Here is a 15076-nt window from a genome sequence, read left to right as displayed (position 1 = left end):
AGCGAGGAGGGGCACCCCCGGGCCGGGGGTGCCCCTCCTCGTCCGTACGCCCGGCCTCTCAGCCCGCGAGCAGCTTCTTCACCGTGGCGGCCACCCGGCCGCCCTCGGCGAGGCCCGCCACCTTCGGGCTGACGATCTTCATGACGGCGCCCATCGCCCGCGGGCCCTCCGCGCCGGAGGCCTTCGCCTCCTCGACGGCCTGAGCCACGATCGCGTTCAGCTCGTCGTCGGTGAGCTGCTTGGGCAGGTAGGCGTCGAGCAGCTCACCCTCCGCCTTCTCCCGCTCGGCCTGCTCGGTCCGGCCGCCCTGCGCGAAGGCCTCGGCCGCCTCGCGGCGCTTCTTCGCCTCCTTGGCGATCACCTTCTGCACCTCGTCGTCGGAGAGCTCGCGCGACGTCTTGCCGCTGACCTCTTCCTTGGTGATCGCGGTGAGGGTGAGCCGGAGGGTGGACGAGGTGAGCTCGTCACGCGCCTTCATGGCCGTGGTGAGGTCTTCCTTGAGCTTGGACTTGAGCGTGGTCATGCGGCGATTGTGTCAGGTACCGGGCACTCGCCGCCCGCCTGTTTTCGTCCCGCGGGACTGTGTCTGCGACGATGGGCGCATGCGCGCACGCTACGGAGTACCCCTGAAAGTCACGGCAGTCGGCGCAGCGGTCGGTGCCGCCGGTCTCGTGTACGCGGCCGGATTCGAGGCACGCTCGTTCCGCCTCCGCCGGATCGCCGTCCCTGTACTCCCGCACGGGGCACGCCCGTTGCGCGTACTCCAGGTCTCCGACATCCACATGGTGAGCGGCCAGCGCAAGAAGCGGGCCTGGCTCCAGTCCCTGGCGGGCCTGCGTCCCGACTTCGTGGTGAACACGGGGGACAACCTCTCCGACCCGGAGGCCGTCCCGGAGCTGCTCGACGCACTCGGCCCGCTGATGGAGTTCCCCGGGGTCTACGTCTTCGGCTCCAACGACTACTACGGTCCGAAGCTCCGCAACCCCGCGCGCTACCTCATGGAGAAGATGCAGGGCAAGCACGGCCTCAACGGGAACGCCCCGGCGGTCGGTGTCGTCCACAACCCGTGGGAGCCGATGCGCGACGCCTTCGACGAGGCGGGCTGGCTGAACCTCAGCAACACCCGGGGCCGCATCAAGGCCGACGGGCTCGAGATCGCCTTCACGGGCCTGGACGACCCGCACATCAAGCGCGACCGTTACGCCGAGGTCGCCGGCGGCCCCGAGACGGGCGCGGACCTCTCGATCGGTGTGGTCCACGCCCCGTACCTGCGCTCCCTGGACGCCTTCACGGCGGACGGCTACCCCCTGATCCTGGCGGGCCACACCCACGGCGGCCAGCTCTGCATCCCCTTCTACGGCGCCCTCGTCACCAACTGCGACCTGGACACGGACCGGGTGAAGGGTCTCTCCGGCCACACGGTCGGCGACCGCCGGTCCTACCTCCACGTCTCCGCGGGCTGCGGCACGAACCGCTACACCCCGGTCCGCTTCGCCTGCCCGCCCGAGGCGACGCTGCTGACGCTGACGCCCCGCGACTGAGGTCCCCGGCGGCGCCCGGAAACCGGATTTCGCCTCCGGGCGCAGGTGGGCTAAAGTAATCGATGTCGCCGGGACAATCGGTGGACATCGGGGTGTAGCGCAGCTTGGCAGCGCGCTTCGTTCGGGACGAAGAGGTCGTGGGTTCAAATCCCGCCACCCCGACAGCTGAAACACAAGGTCAAGGGCCTGATCCGCGAAAGTGGATCAGGCCCTTCCTGTATGTCGAGGGCCGTCCGGAAGCGGTCCGCAGAGGTGTCGTGATCGACTTCCTGCCGGCTCTCCGGCCGCACGGCCAGAGGTCCGGCCTCGATCCTGGCGCGCCGCGCGACGAGGGGGACGGCCGCGCCGCGCAAGGCGGACCGGCACGACATCGGCGGGCGTCGTGCGTTCGCCGGCCCCGGGCGGCCTCGGCCCGCGGCGGAGACCCGGGGCCCGCGTCGTGCCGGTGGAGCGCGACGAGCACGGAACGGCGCGCGGGCCCGGCCCGCCCTCTCCTGGGAGAGAAGCGAACCGGGCCCACACGTACAGGAGGGCGGGACGGCGGGCGCGGCGTCTTCCGCGCGCCGCCCTCCCGGACGCGTCAGGCCGCCGCGGCGCCGACGCCCTCGGTGACCTGGCGCAGGACCTCGGTCAGGGAGGTGACGACCTCGGCGTCGTCGGCCGGGTGGATCTCCGCGAAGCGGGTCACGGAGCCGGGGATCGAGAGCTTGGCGTCCGCCAGGACCGCACCGCCCGCGATACCGGCAGCCTTGCGGGCCTCGTCCTGCGCCCACACGCCACCGAACTGACCGAAGGCGGTGCCGACCACGGCGACCGGCTTGCCGGTCAGGGCGCCGGCGCCGTACGGCCGCGACAGCCAGTCGATGGCGTTCTTCAGGACGGCCGGCATGGTGCCGTTGTACTCCGGCGAGAACAGCAGGAAGGCGTCGGCACGGCCGGCCGCCTCACGCAGCTGGGCGGCGGCGGCCGGAACGCTGCCCTCGGCGTCGACGTCCTCGTTGTAGAAGGGGACCTCGGCCAGGCCTTCGTACAGCTCGACCTCGGTACCCTCCGGCGCGTGCTTGACGGCCGCCTCGGCGAGCTGACGGTTGTGCGAGCCGGCGCGGAGGCTGCCGACGAGGGCGAGGATACGTACAGACATGGAGAAGCTCCCGGGAGACGGAGACAGCGAGAATCAAGCGGACCAGGGTCCGTTTAATGTTGTACCACCTAAACGGACCCTGGTCCACTTCTGCTGTTCCGGGGCTACCCTGAGGCCATGACCGCTTCCCTTCCCCCGCTCCCCGGGCCGCCCGACGTCGGTAAGGTGCGGGCGGACCTCACGCTCGCCCCCGTCGGCGAACCCGAGCAGCTGCGGGCGGACGCGGCACGCAACCGTGCACTGCTGCTGGACGCGGCCTCCCGCCTCCTGGCCCACTGCGGAGCGGCGAACCTCACCATGGAATCGGTGGCCGCCGCCGCCGGGGTGGGCAAGGGCACCGTCTTCAGGCGCTTCAAGGACCGCACAGGCCTGCTCATCGCGCTCCTGGACCACCGGGAGACACTGCTGCAGGCCGCCTTCCTCTCCGGACCGCCGCCCATGGGCCCCGGCGCCGCCGCCGCGGAGCGGCTGCACGCCTTCGGTCCGGCGGTGATGCGCCACGAACTCGATCACCACGAGCTGATCCTGGCCTCCCGCACCGACCCGCTCCGGGGCTACACCGTGCCCGCGTACCGGCTGCGGCTCAGCCATGTCGGCATGCTGCTGCGCGAAGCCCGCGTGGAGGGCGAGCGGGAGCTGATCGCGCACACCCTGCTCGGTTCCATCGACGCCACCCTCGTGCACCATTTGGCCTGCCAACGCGGCGTACCCGTCGAACGGCTGGAGCAGGGCTGGCACGATCTCCTCACCCGGCACGGGGCGGCCCGCTGAGCCCTTGCCCCGCGGGCCGGGCGCAGACCTGGATCAGGGCGTGCGTTCCGCTGGTGCGCCATGCGCGGCCGGACCGCTCCAGGCGCTCCAGGGTCGTTTGTGCCAGTCCGGCGACGACGTCGGACTTCAGCGTGCGCAGGGCGGCGACGGGCCCCGGGAAGTACGCGGTGAGCTCGGCGAACGGTGTCGTCGCGGGCCACAGCCGGTCCCCCACCAGCCGACGGTAGTTGAGGTCGCCCTTCAGGATCGTCAGCGTCGCGGCGGACAGCTCGGCGCGCAGGTCGGCGGGCATGCGCTCGTACGGGAACGGCGCGCAGAAGAACGCGTGGGTGCGCACCGCGAAGCTCCCCGCCCCCATGGCCCCCCAGATCCGCGCACCGATCCTGCCGGCCTCCCCCGGTGCGTCGCGCAGCCGGCGCAGACAGTCGATGACGTCGGCCGTCATCGCGTCGGAGACGTAGTACGGGCCGGGCTTGACGTGGAGCACGACCTGCCGCGCGTGACCGTGCTCCAGCAGATGGTCGGCGAGGACCAGGTCGGGGATCAGCTCGCGTCCCGTGTTGTCGGCGATGAGCGCGACCGTCGCCGGCGCCCCCGGCGGGAGCAGCGACCAGAGCACCGCGCTGTCGTCGGCGACCAGCCGGGGATCGGCCTCGCCGGGAGCGGCTTCCCCCGCCGTGCCTCGGAATCCCAGATCGGCGCGGTTCCCCCAGAGCGAGGCGAGGAGGAGGGCCGTCGCGCGCTCGTGCGCGGGAGCCCCGGCGAGGTCGTCCAGCGAGCGGAGCTCCTCGTCCACCGTGGCGCCCACGAGTTCGGCCCGCTTGAAGGGGCCGAAGGGGTCGACGCCCTGCCAGGCCCCCTCCTCGAAGTACCCGACCGCGCCCAGGAGTCTGCGGTAGAAGTAGCTCTCGGACCAGAGGAACGGCGCATCGAACCACGGACGTCCGAAGTACTCCGGCCCGCGCGCCGACCAGAGCCCGGCGTCCGGGCTCGCGGGGTCGAGCGGCTCCACGACCCCGTGGACGATCTCGTGCAGCAGCGCGTCCAGAGCCCGCTGCTGACGGGGACCGTACGGGAAGGCCTCGCGTACCTGCTCGATCAGTGCGGGGTGGCGCTCGGCCAGCACCCCCCGGGCGAAACTGCCGGGCTCCCGGCCCGTGATCACCGGTGGCCCGGCGTCGCTCGCGGTGTCCGTGGCCCCTCGTGTTTCGCCCATGGGCCCAGTCTGCCCGGCCGCACGACCGCCGCTCTCCACAGGGCACGCGGACGGTGTCCGGCCGGAGACCGGGCGGACGGCCAACGGGCCCGGGCGGAAGGGCACATGGGCGGCGCGGCGCCTGGTTACGATATGTACCGGCTCAGACGACTCAACCCAGGAAAGGGAATCCGCACCTATGCCGGCCGAGACATTCGAGTTCCAGGTAGAAGCGCGTCAGCTCCTGCAGATGATGATCCATTCGATCTACTCGAACAAGGATGTGTTCCTGCGCGAGCTCATTTCCAATTCTTCGGACGCACTGGACAAACTGCGGCTGGAAACGCTCCGTGACGACCAGCTCGACGTGGACGCGTCGGACCTGCACATCGCGATCGACGCAGACCGGGAGACGCGCACCCTGACCGTGCGCGACAACGGCATCGGAATGACGCACGACGAGGTCGTCGAGCTGATCGGCACGATCGCGAATTCCGGTACCGCGAAGTTTGTCCAGGAATTGCGGGAGGCCAAGGACTCGTCCGCGTCGGAAGAGCTCATCGGCCAGTTCGGTGTCGGGTTCTATTCGAGCTTCATGGTCGCCGACGAGGTCACCCTGCTGACGCGGCGCGCGGGCGAGGAGACGGGGACGCGCTGGCAGTCGGACGGCGAGGGGACGTACACCGTCGAGACCGTCGACGACGCCCCGCAGGGCACCTCGGTCACCCTCCGCCTCAAGCCGGAGGACACCGAGGACAAGCTCTTCGACTACACCTCGCCCTGGAAGATCAGGGAGATCGTCAAGCGCTACTCGGACTTCATCACCTGGCCCATCCGGATGGCCGCCGCGACGGGCGAGGAGGGCGCCGAGGACCCCGGGACCGAGACGGTCAACTCGATGAAGGCGCTGTGGGCCCGGTCGAAGGACTCCGTCACCGCCGAGGAGTACAGCGAGCTCTACAAGCACATCAGCCATGACTGGACCGAGCCTCTCGAAACCATCCGCATGCAGGCGGAAGGCACCTTCGAATACCAGGCCCTGCTCTTCCTGCCCTCGCACGCGCCGCAGGACCTGTTCATGCAGGACCACAAGCGCGGCGTCCAGCTCTATGTGAAGCGCGTCTTCATCATGGACGACTGCGAAGCGCTCATGCCGACGTATCTGCGCTTCGTGAAGGGTGTCGTCGACGCCCAGGACCTTTCGCTGAACGTCTCGCGCGAGATTCTCCAGCAGGACCGCCAGATCGAGATGATGAGGCGTCGTTTGGTCAAGAAGGTCCTTTCCACGGTGAAGGACATGAGGTCCTCCGACCCGGAGAAGTACGGGACCTTCTGGAAGGAATTCGGGCGGGTCCTCAAGGAAGGGCTGCTCCAGGACTTCGAGAACCGGGACGCGATCCTGGAGATCTGCTCGTTCGCCTCGACGCAGGACGAGGAGGGGCTGACCACCCTGCGCTCGTACGTGGAGCGGATGAAGGAGGGCCAGGAGCAGATCTTCTACATGACGGGCGAATCGCGTGCCGCCATGGAGAGCTCGCCCCACATGGAGGCCTTCCGGGCCAAGGGCTTCGAGGTCCTGCTGCTGACCGACCCCGTCGACGAGGTCTGGGTCCAGTCCGTGCCGGAGTTCGACGGCAAGCAGCTGCAGTCCATCGCCAAGGGCGAGGTGGACCTGGACACCGACGAGGAGAAGAAGGAGGTCGAGGCCGAGCGTGAGAAGCAGCAGCAGGAGTACGCCGGCCTGCTGACCTGGATGACGGAGCAGCTCGGCGAGCACGTGAAGGAGGTGCGGCTCTCCTCGCGGCTGACCGTCTCCCCCGCCTGCATCGTCTCCGACACGCACGACGTCACGCCCGCCCTGGAGAACATGTACCGCGCGATGGGCCAGGAGGTGCCGCACGTCAAGCGCATCCTCGAGCTCAACCCCTCGCACGCCCTGATCAGCGGCCTGAAGAAGGCACACGCGGCCGGGGCCGGCGAGCAGGGGGCCACCGCCGAGCTGGCCGAGACGGCCGAACTCGTCCACGGTCTGGCCCTCCTCTCCGACGGCGGCGAGCTGAGCGACCCCTCCCGCTTCAGCAGGCTGATGGCCGACCGGCTGGAGCGCACGCTCTGATCTGACCTGACCGACACGCACGCGAACGAGGCCGCCGGGAGATCCCGGCGGCCTCGTTCGCGTGCGGGGGTCACCGGCGGCCCGCGGGCTCGCCGTTCGGGACCGGCGGTCTCGTTCGCGTGGCGGCCGGTAACGGCGGTCTTGTTCGCGTGGCGCTCGGTAACGGGGGCGAGGTCGGGGCCGCGGGCTGCCGTCCGGACGGAGACGTCCGTCCGGACGTGGCTCGCAGACGTCACGCAGGGTGCCGACCGGAGCCGTAACTTCACCATTTCGAGGACCCGTTGCAGGTTTATCTACGCGCGGAGCATGGACTACCGAACGATCCTTCGGGCATATCAGACGACTTTCTCCGGGCCCATTACCGCCGAGTACCTGAAGCTGCTACAAACGTGCTCGCCCCACGAACTCCCCACTCGTCCCCCACATTTCGAAGGGCTGGCAGCCGTGTCAGTACGCACGTTCCGGGCATCCATCTGCACCCTGGCGATCGCCGCCGTGGCCGCACTCGGCCTCGCGCAGCCTGCTTCCGCCGCGGGCGCCAACTACGTCGCTCTCGGTGACTCCTACTCCTCCGGAGTCGGTGCCGGCAGCTACACCTCCGAGAGTGGTGACTGCATGCGCAGCACCAACGCCTACCCCTACCTCTGGCGCAACGCGAACGCCCCCGCCTCGTTCAAGTTCGTCGCCTGCTCCGGGGCCACGACGAGTTCGGTGGCCAGCGGCCAGCTGAGCGCGCTCAGTTCGTCGACCACCCTCGTCAGCGTGACGGCGGGCGGCAACGACGTCGGCTTCGCGGACGTCATGCAGACGTGCGTCCTGCAGAGCGAGGCCACCTGCGTGAGCCGGGTGAACACGGCGGTCTCCCAGATGCAGAGCACGCTGCCGGGCCGGCTCGACTCCCTCTACTCGGGGATCCGTTCGCGCGCCTCGCAGGCCCACGTGGTCGTGCTGGGCTACCCGAAGTTCTACAAGCTGGCGGGCACGTGCATCGCCGGGCTCTCCGAGACCGAGCGCGGCGCGATCAACAACGCCTCGGACGTGCTGAACGGGGTGCTCGCCAAGCGGGCGGCCAATGCGGGGTTCACCTTCTCCAGCGTGGTGGACGAGTTCACGGGGCACGAACTCTGCTCGGGTGACGCGTGGATCCACAGCGTGTCCATCCCGATCACCAACTCCTACCACCCGAAGGCGATCGGACAGTCGAACGGCTATCTGCCCGCCTTCCGCTCTGCGGTGTAACGCGCGTAGAGAAAGCCTCGGCGCATGCGGCGGTACCACCGGGTTCGTCCGGAGGTACCGCCGTCGTCCGTGCCAGGCCGCCCGTGGTCCATGCCGGGGCCGCCCGTCGTCCGTGCCGGGGCCGCCCGGCCGGTGGCCGGCTCACGGCTCACGGCTCACGGCTCACGGCTCACGGCTCAGTACCGCTCGGTCAGATGCGCCCGGTCAGCAGGGGGGTCGTAGGGCTCCGGCCAGAAGTCCGTCACCCCGTCGATCCGCCCGCGCGCGTCGAACGTGAAGAAATGCACCGCGGACAGCTCTCGCGGGCCGACCGTGACCGAGGTCCGCGCGGCGGCTCCCGCGCCCTCGCCGTCCGCCACGATCCGCTCGACCCGGATGTGCCGGTCCCCCGGATACTCGCGGGCGAAGCGGACGTACCTCTCCTTGCCGCGGACACGCTCACGGCTCTGCGGCAGGTCGTAGACCACGTCGTCGGCGAGCGTGGCGCCGAAGGCCTCCCAGTCGTGGGCGGCCGCCGCCGCCCAGTACGCCTCCACCGTCGCCCGTACCGCCCCGGACCCCCACGTCGTACCGCCCTCGCCGCCCGTCTCCGTCATGACCCGAGTGTGAACGGCACCACTGACAATCGTGCGGCGGGCGGCTCCGGTCAGCCGCTGACCGGCCGCGATGCCTTGATCGAGTACATCATCGGGATACGCGGGCGGTCCGCGGGGAAGCGGTAGTAGCCGTCCGGGTGCCGCTCCAGCACCGGGTACCGCGGGAAGAGCGACGCGTCGTGCTCGTGCAGGAACTCGATCCGCAGACCCGCCGCCGCCAGGGCGGAGACCACCTCGCCCACCGGGTGCTGCCATTCCACACTGCCGTTGTGGACGGTGACCGCGTCGAGGTCGGCGTAGGTACCCGGCGACTCGTCCACCCAGGCGTCCCGGCTGAAGTAGTCGTACGTGACCGTCGAGCCGTTCGTGTCGTCCATGCAGTCGGTCAGCGGGTGGAACTCCGCGAGGTAGAGGAACCCTCCGGGTGTGACGAGCGAGGCCGCGATTTCCGCCCAACGGCACACGTCCGGAAGCCAGTTCAGCGCCCCGAGCCCGGTGTAGACGATGTCGTACGAGGAGTCCGGGACGGCCTGGGCGGCGTCGTGGACGTCGGCCGTGACGAAGGCCGCCCGTTCCTGCGGCAGCCCCAGCGACCGGGCCAGGCCCCGCGCGGTCTCGACGGCCGGCTCGGAGAAGTCGAGGCCGACCACCTGCGCCGCACCGTGACGGGCCCACGAGAGGGTGTCGACGCCGATGTGGCACTGCAGATGCAGCAGCGACCGGCCCGTCACGTCACCGACCTCCACGAGCTCGAAGTCGCGCAGGGCGTCCTGGCCCGCCAGGAAGGCGTCCAGGTCGTAGAAGTCCCCGGCCGCGTGGATGGGCACACGCTCGTCCCAGCGTGCGCGGTTGATCTCGTGCCAGTCGTCGGGCGTCGCTGCGTACATGCCGGAAAAGTTACCCACAGGCCGGGGTGGCGTGCGAACAGTTATCCACAGGCCGCCCGGCAGTGTGGTCAATCGGGTTGGATGGGGTCATGAGCGACACACAGAACGACGCGTCCGGGTCCGAGCGGGAGCAGGAGCCTCCGCGGTGGGAGCAGCGCTTCCGCGCCCCGCGGGTGTCCCTGCCCGACTGGGCGGAGGACGCTCCCGATCGCGCGCTCTTCGTCTCCAACGCCACCGGGACGTACGAGTTGTACGCATGGGACCGCGAGACCGGTGAGCAGCGCCAGGTGACGGACCGGCCGAACGGGACGACCGACGGGGTGCTGACGCCGGACGGCAAGGCTGTCTGGTGGTTCTCCGACACCGACGGCGACGAGTTCGGCGTATGGATGCGGCAGCCGTTCGAGGGCGGGGCGGACGAGCAGGCCGCGCCCGGTCTCCAGGCCTCCTACCCGGCGGGGCTCGCCATCGGCCGGGACGGCACGGCGGTGATCGGCCGGTCGACGGACGAGGAGGGCACGACCGTGCATCTGGTCCGGGAGGGTGCGGAGCCCGTCGAGATATACCGGCACAGGGAATCCGCCGGGGTCGGCGACCTCTCGCACGACGGGACCCTGATCGCGCTGGAGCACACCGAGCACGGCGACGCCATGCACTCCGCGCTGCGGGTGGTGCGTCCCGACGGTTCCACGGTGGCGGAGCTGGACGACACGGAGGGCGGGACGAAGGAGCTGGGCCTCTCGGTGCTGGGTTTCGCCCCGGTGGCCGGCGACACCCGGCTGCTCGTCGGGCACCAGCGGCGCGGGCGGTGGGAGCCGATGATCTGGGACCCGGTGGCCGGCACGCAGACGGACCTGCCGATCGACCTGCCGGGTGACACCGGCGCCGAGTGGTATCCGGACGGCTCGGCCCTGCTGATCGAGCACAGCTTCGAGGCCCGCAGCGAGCTGTGGCGGTACGAGCCGGGAGCGGCGGAGCCGGTCCGCGTCGAGACGCCCGCCGGGACGGTTTCGGGCGCCACGGCACGTCCCGACGGCACGGTGGAGTATCTGTGGTCCTCCGCCGCTCAGCCGCCCGTCGTGCGCTCCACGTCCGGCGCGGTCGTCCTCGATCCGCCGGGTGCGAAGGCGCCGGCTTCGGTGCCGGTGCGGGACGCGTGGGTGGAAGGTCCCGGTGGACGGATCCACGCCCTGGTCCAGACGCCGGCCACGGGTGACGGGCCGTTCCCCACGATCTTCGAAATACACGGTGGGCCGACCTGGCACGACAGCGACGCGTTCGCTTCCGGGCCGGCCGCCTGGGTGGATCACGGTTTCGCCGTCGTGCGGGTCAACTACCGCGGCTCCACGGGGTACGGACGCGCCTGGACGGACGCGCTCAAGCACCGGGTCGGCCTGATCGAGCTGGAGGACATCGCGGCCGTCCGGGACTGGGCGGTGAAGTCCGGGCTCGCCGATCCTGAGCGGCTGGTGCTGGCCGGCGGTTCGTGGGGCGGCTATCTGACCCTGCTCGGACTCGGTACGCAGCCGGACGCCTGGGCCCTGGGGCTGGCGGCGGTCCCCGTCGCCGACTACGTCACCGCCTACCACGACGAGATGGAGGCCCTGAAGGCGATGGACCGCACGTTGCTGGGCGGGACACCGGAGGAGGTGCCCGAGCGCTTCGAGGCTTCCTCGCCCCTGACGTACGTGGACGCCGTGCGCGCCCCTGTCTACATCTCGGCCGGCGTCAACGACCCGCGCTGCCCCATCCGTCAGGTGGAGAACTACGTGGACCGCCTCGCGGCCCGTGGCGCCGTCCACGAGGTGTATCGCTACGACGCGGGGCACGGCTCCCTCGTCGTGGAGGAGCGCATCAAACAGGTGCGGCTGGAGCTGGACTTCGCTCTGCGGCACCTGGGGGCCGCGGCGGGCGGAGAGGGTGCGGAGGAAGGGGCGCCGAGGGCATAAGGACCGGATAAATGGTGCACCCCGCTCCACCGGCCCGGAGCGGGGAACCGTACCGTGGAGGGGTGTACCGGTTCCTGCTGACCCCGCGGTGGTGGGGGATCAACCTCTTCGTCGTGCTGGCCATCCCGTTCTGCGTGTTCATGGGCACCTGGCAGCTCGGCCGTTTCGAGGACCGCGTGGAGACGCACGAGCAGGCCGAGAGCCGGCCCGACCCGGGCACGCGCCCCGCGAAGCCGCTCGACGAGCTGCTGCCGGTGAGCACGGAGACCTCAGGCCGCCCCGCGGTGGCGACGGGGACGTACGCCGACCAGTTCCTGGTTCCCGGGCGCACGCTGGACGACCGCACCGGCTTCTACGTGCTGGATCTGCTGCGGACCGACAGCGGCAAGGCACTGCCCGTCGTACGCGGCTGGCTGGCCGGCTCCCCTGACGAGGCCGAGGTTCCCCCGGCGCCGACCGGGAAGGTCACCGTGACGGGCGATCTGCAGGCGTCCGAGAACACCGGCACCAGCGGCGTCGATCTCAGCGGCGGGCTGCCCGAGGGCCAGCTCGGCATGATCAGCGCGGCGTCCCTGGTCAACCTCGTCCCGTACGACGTGTACGACGCCTGGGTGACCCTGCCCGGGACCGGGGCCGCGGACGAGGACGGGATGCTGCCCGTCCCCGCTGCGGCGGCGCAGGGCAGCGGGCTCGACCTGAAGGCGTTCCAGAACCTCGGCTACACCGGCGAGTGGTTCGTCTTCGGTGGCTTCGTGCTCTTCATGTGGTTCCGGCTGATGCGCCGCGAGGCGGAAGCCGCGCGCGACATACAGCTGGGGCTGGCGGCCGACGCCGACTGACGAGCGGCTGGATCGCGGGCCCGCGCACCGGGCCCGGCGCCCGGCCGGACCGTGCAGACCTGACCGCGAAGGCGTGAGCCTCGGGCCGGCCCGAGGTGCGTCCTCGGTGGGTCCGGGGCGCGTCCCCGGTGGGTCCGGGGCGCGTCCCCGGGGCGCGGCTGTTCGTGCCTCGCATCAGCTCCGCAGCGCCCGGAGGGCCTGGTCGCCGGGCTGGGTCCCCGGGTGCGCCCCCGACGCCGCTGGGCGCGGCTGTTCGTAACTCGCATCAGGTTCGCGGCGGCCCAGGACCCTGGTCGCCGGGTTGGGTCCAGGATGCGGCGCGAGCGCCGCTGGGGCACGGCTGTTCGTGCCTCGCATCAGGTCGGCAGCGGCCTCGCAGCGCCCAGGAGCCGGGCGGATCCGCAGCCCTGACGTACCTGGCCTTCGCCCGGCAGGCGGTGCGCGCCCCGTCACCGGCAACTGTCCCCGGTCCCCGGGTCCCCGGTCTCCGGTTTCGGTCTCCGGCCGAACCGCCGCGCCGCCCGTCCCTCGCCGCCCGTCCCTCGCCGTCCGTCCCCGCAGAGGACCCCGTACCCGACGACCGTCCCCGTCCCAGGCCCGACCGTCCCCGTCCCGGGTCGCGGACCGTCCCCGGCCCGGATCCCGGGCCCCGGGATCCGGCTACGTGGCGTTCAGTACGCCGGTGCGGTAGATGGTTCCGGCGCAGGCGTTGGAGATCGTGGCCTCCGCGGTCGGTGCTCCCGACTCCGGGGTGTGCGTCACCGCGACACTGCCGTCCGCCGGTCCCTCGTCCGCGCTGCCGAACTGCGGGGCCGCGTCCGTCGTTCCCGTGCCGGTACCCGTACCGTCACCGCCGCCCCCGACTCCGTCCGTGGGCGTCGGGCTGGGCGAACCGCCGCTGGTGGGGCAGGTGTCCGAGGGGACCCAGGCGAAGCGCACCTCGTAGGCCATCGCCGGCTTCAGCAGAACCGTTCCCGGCTCCAGCGAGGGGTCAGGCAGGGCGCTCGCGGGGTCACCCGCGATGTGCTGCACCACCGTGATCTTGGCAGGATCGGCCGCGCCCGCGGCGCGGAAGCCGACCGAGCCGTTACTCGTGACGGAGCAGTCGTCGCCCGACACGTTGGCGATCCTGAAGGTCCCGTACACCGTGCCGTCCGCGCCCGCAGCACCGGTCTCGGCGGAGGCGACCCCGAGCTGGCCGGGACCGCAGGTCGCGGTGGCCGCAGCGTGGGCGTCCGGGGAGTCGCCGTCGCCGTCGCCCGCGCCCCCCTCGGCGTCCGGGTCGACACCCTGCGACGGAGCGACGGAGTCTCCCGCCGCGCCTTCACCGCCGCCGTTCCGGCTGTCCGCCGGTCCCGCCGTCCTGCCGCCGTCGGACGCGGTGCCCGCGTCCTCGCCGCTGCCCCCATGGGCCTGTTCGCCGTGTCCGGCGATCGCGGGGCTGGCGCTGGTCGAGCCGTCCGAGTTCGCCACGTGGACGAAGGCGGGAACCGCCGTACCGATCAGGAGCGCCGCGGCAGCCGCCCCCACGACGCCCTGACGCCTCCTGGCGCGTCGGGCGGGTACCGCGCGGTGCAGATGGTCCAGGGTGCCGTCCGAGGGCTCCAGCCCCTCGACCGCGCCCTGGAGCATGCGGCGCAGCGCCGCCTCGTCCAGGTCCTCGCCGCCACCGCCGCCGGAGCGACCGCCGGTGCCGCCGCCCCCGAAGCGGCCACCGCCCGCGCCGCCTCCGAAGAGCTCGGTCAGCGTGCCACCGCCTCCGGCGCCGCGCCCCGCGGTGCCGGTCCCTGAGGCCGCTTCCGCACCGTCGGGCGCTTCCTCACCCTGCTTCCGTTCACCGTCCTGCTCGGGATCGGTGTTCGGCATGTCCTCCGGCCCGTGGTTCACAATTCCGTTTCCAGTCCGGTCATCGTCGTGCCTGTGCTCGGGCCTGCTCATGCCTGCGCCTCCATCACGACGCGCAGTGCCGCAATGCCCCGGGAGCCATACGCCTTCACCGAGCCGAGCGATATGCCGAGCGTCTCGGCGACCTGCGCCTCCGTCATGTCCGAGAAGTAACGCAGGACCAGCACCTCGCGCTGTCGGCGCTGCAGCCCTTTCATCGCCTTGATCAGCGCGTCCCGCTCCAGCTGGTCGTACGCCCCCTCCTCCGCGCTCGCCATGTCGGGCATCGGCTTGGAGAGCAGCTTCAGGCCGAGGATGCGCCGACGCAGCGCGGAGCGGGAGAGGTTGACGACGGTCTGGCGGAGATACGCGAGGGTCTTCTCCGGGTCACGCACCCGGTTGCGCGCCGAGTGCACCCGGATGAACGCCTCCTGCACGACGTCCTCGCAGGAGGCCGTGTCGTCCAGCAGGAGGGCCGCCAGGCCCAACAGCGAACGGTAGTGCGCCCGATAGGTCTCGGTGAGATGGTCGACCGTGGTTCCTGCCGCCACGGTCTCTTCAGCGCCCTCGCGCTGCGAAGGCAGCCGCGTGGGACGCGCAGCGGGCATGGGCGCGATCACCGGCATGCCGCCGGGTGCGCGGGGCCTCCGGAGCGGGCGCACGGAAGCGCCTCGCAACGGGCCCACCACTGTGATGTCGAGAACCTCTGCCACGCCAGTTGGACACGCTGCCCCCCGTCAGGGTTGTACGCGTACGGCACCTCGTTCGATGCTGTGCGACACGCCCTCATTCGTACCTGCTCTTCCCCAAATGCCCCGAAAACGTGGCCGGCCACGCAAGAAGTGACGACATAGACGCGCCGCAATCGGCCAGCGGTTGCAGAGGGCCAGGAGATCATCGTCGGATAAGACGACGCCC

Annotated in this window: 13 protein-coding genes and 1 tRNA gene; 7 read left to right on the top strand and 7 right to left on the bottom strand. The window is 71.2% G+C overall.

What is annotated here, in order from left to right:
• Nucleotides 1–58 precede the first annotated feature (58 nt).
• On the bottom strand, nucleotides 59–523 hold the full coding sequence (locus ACFY8O_RS30910) for a GatB/YqeY domain-containing protein (protein ID WP_145809470.1): 465 nt from the start codon (nucleotides 521–523) through the stop codon (nucleotides 59–61).
• 79 nt (nucleotides 524–602) lie between these two features.
• On the opposite strand from ACFY8O_RS30910, the gene ACFY8O_RS30905 reads away from it, so the two are divergent.
• Both ACFY8O_RS30905 and ACFY8O_RS30900 read left to right on the top strand, forming a co-directional pair.
• A complete protein-coding gene (locus ACFY8O_RS30905; protein ID WP_145809469.1) occupies nucleotides 603–1541 on the top strand; it encodes a metallophosphoesterase in 939 nt (312 codons plus the stop codon).
• Between the two features lie 88 nt (nucleotides 1542–1629).
• A tRNA-Pro gene (locus ACFY8O_RS30900) sits at nucleotides 1630–1703 on the top strand.
• Nucleotides 1704–2121: 418 nt separating this feature from the next.
• Here ACFY8O_RS30900 and ACFY8O_RS30895 read toward each other — a convergent pair.
• Complete coding sequence (locus ACFY8O_RS30895; protein ID WP_145809435.1) at nucleotides 2122–2682, bottom strand: NAD(P)H-dependent oxidoreductase; 561 nt, start codon at nucleotides 2680–2682, stop codon at nucleotides 2122–2124.
• Between the two features lie 117 nt (nucleotides 2683–2799).
• On the opposite strand from ACFY8O_RS30895, the gene ACFY8O_RS30890 reads away from it, so the two are divergent.
• Nucleotides 2800–3453: a TetR/AcrR family transcriptional regulator gene (locus ACFY8O_RS30890; protein ID WP_387908228.1), complete on the top strand. Its 654-nt coding sequence runs from the start codon at nucleotides 2800–2802 to the stop codon at nucleotides 3451–3453.
• Here ACFY8O_RS30890 and ACFY8O_RS30885 read toward each other — a convergent pair.
• Nucleotides 3428–4669 (bottom strand): damage-control phosphatase ARMT1 family protein, encoded by a 1242-nt coding sequence (locus ACFY8O_RS30885; RefSeq protein ID WP_387908226.1) that lies wholly within the window; start codon nucleotides 4667–4669, stop codon nucleotides 3428–3430. The two genes, ACFY8O_RS30890 and ACFY8O_RS30885, sit on opposite strands and share 26 nt — an antisense overlap.
• 178 nt (nucleotides 4670–4847) lie before the next feature.
• Between ACFY8O_RS30885 and htpG the strand changes: the two genes are divergently transcribed.
• Complete coding sequence (gene htpG / locus ACFY8O_RS30880) at nucleotides 4848–6764, top strand: molecular chaperone HtpG (RefSeq protein WP_387908224.1); 1917 nt, start codon at nucleotides 4848–4850, stop codon at nucleotides 6762–6764.
• 444 nt (nucleotides 6765–7208) lie between these two features.
• Nucleotides 7209–8003, top strand: a complete 795-nt coding sequence (locus ACFY8O_RS30875; protein WP_145809431.1) for an SGNH/GDSL hydrolase family protein — start codon at nucleotides 7209–7211, stop codon at nucleotides 8001–8003.
• A gap of 176 nt (nucleotides 8004–8179) precedes the next feature.
• Here the strand turns inward: ACFY8O_RS30875 and ACFY8O_RS30870 are convergent, their stop codons facing one another.
• Nucleotides 8180–8599, bottom strand: coding sequence for a nuclear transport factor 2 family protein (locus tag ACFY8O_RS30870; protein ID WP_387908221.1), 420 nt, complete (start codon nucleotides 8597–8599; stop codon nucleotides 8180–8182).
• A 50-nt stretch (nucleotides 8600–8649) separates the two neighbouring features.
• On the bottom strand, nucleotides 8650–9486 hold the full coding sequence (locus tag ACFY8O_RS30865) for a class I SAM-dependent methyltransferase (protein WP_387908218.1): 837 nt from the start codon (nucleotides 9484–9486) through the stop codon (nucleotides 8650–8652).
• A gap of 89 nt (nucleotides 9487–9575) precedes the next feature.
• Here ACFY8O_RS30865 and ACFY8O_RS30860 point away from each other — a divergent pair, with 89 nt between their 5' ends.
• Both ACFY8O_RS30860 and ACFY8O_RS30855 read left to right on the top strand, forming a co-directional pair.
• Entirely contained in the window at nucleotides 9576–11435 is a 1860-nt protein-coding gene (locus ACFY8O_RS30860) for a S9 family peptidase (RefSeq protein WP_387908215.1), read from the top strand.
• A 62-nt stretch (nucleotides 11436–11497) separates the two neighbouring features.
• Complete coding sequence (locus ACFY8O_RS30855; RefSeq protein ID WP_387908212.1) at nucleotides 11498–12274, top strand: SURF1 family protein; 777 nt, start codon at nucleotides 11498–11500, stop codon at nucleotides 12272–12274.
• A 660-nt stretch (nucleotides 12275–12934) separates the two neighbouring features.
• Here ACFY8O_RS30855 and ACFY8O_RS30850 read toward each other — a convergent pair.
• Together ACFY8O_RS30850 and ACFY8O_RS30845 are read right to left on the bottom strand one after the other, a co-directional pair.
• Nucleotides 12935–14212: a hypothetical protein gene (locus ACFY8O_RS30850; protein WP_387908210.1), complete on the bottom strand. Its 1278-nt coding sequence runs from the start codon at nucleotides 14210–14212 to the stop codon at nucleotides 12935–12937.
• Nucleotides 14209–14784 (bottom strand): SigE family RNA polymerase sigma factor, encoded by a 576-nt coding sequence (locus ACFY8O_RS30845; protein WP_031090798.1) that lies wholly within the window; start codon nucleotides 14782–14784, stop codon nucleotides 14209–14211. Before ACFY8O_RS30845 ends, ACFY8O_RS30850 begins: the two co-directional genes overlap by 4 nt.
• Between the last annotated feature and the right edge of the window lie 292 nt (nucleotides 14785–15076).

It is taken from the genome of Streptomyces argenteolus (genome assembly GCF_042902585.1).
Taxonomy (GTDB): domain Bacteria; phylum Actinomycetota; class Actinomycetes; order Streptomycetales; family Streptomycetaceae; genus Streptomyces; species Streptomyces argenteolus.
The sequence above is the reverse complement of the archived record's forward strand: the minus strand, read 5'-3'. Positions and strand labels throughout refer to the sequence as shown.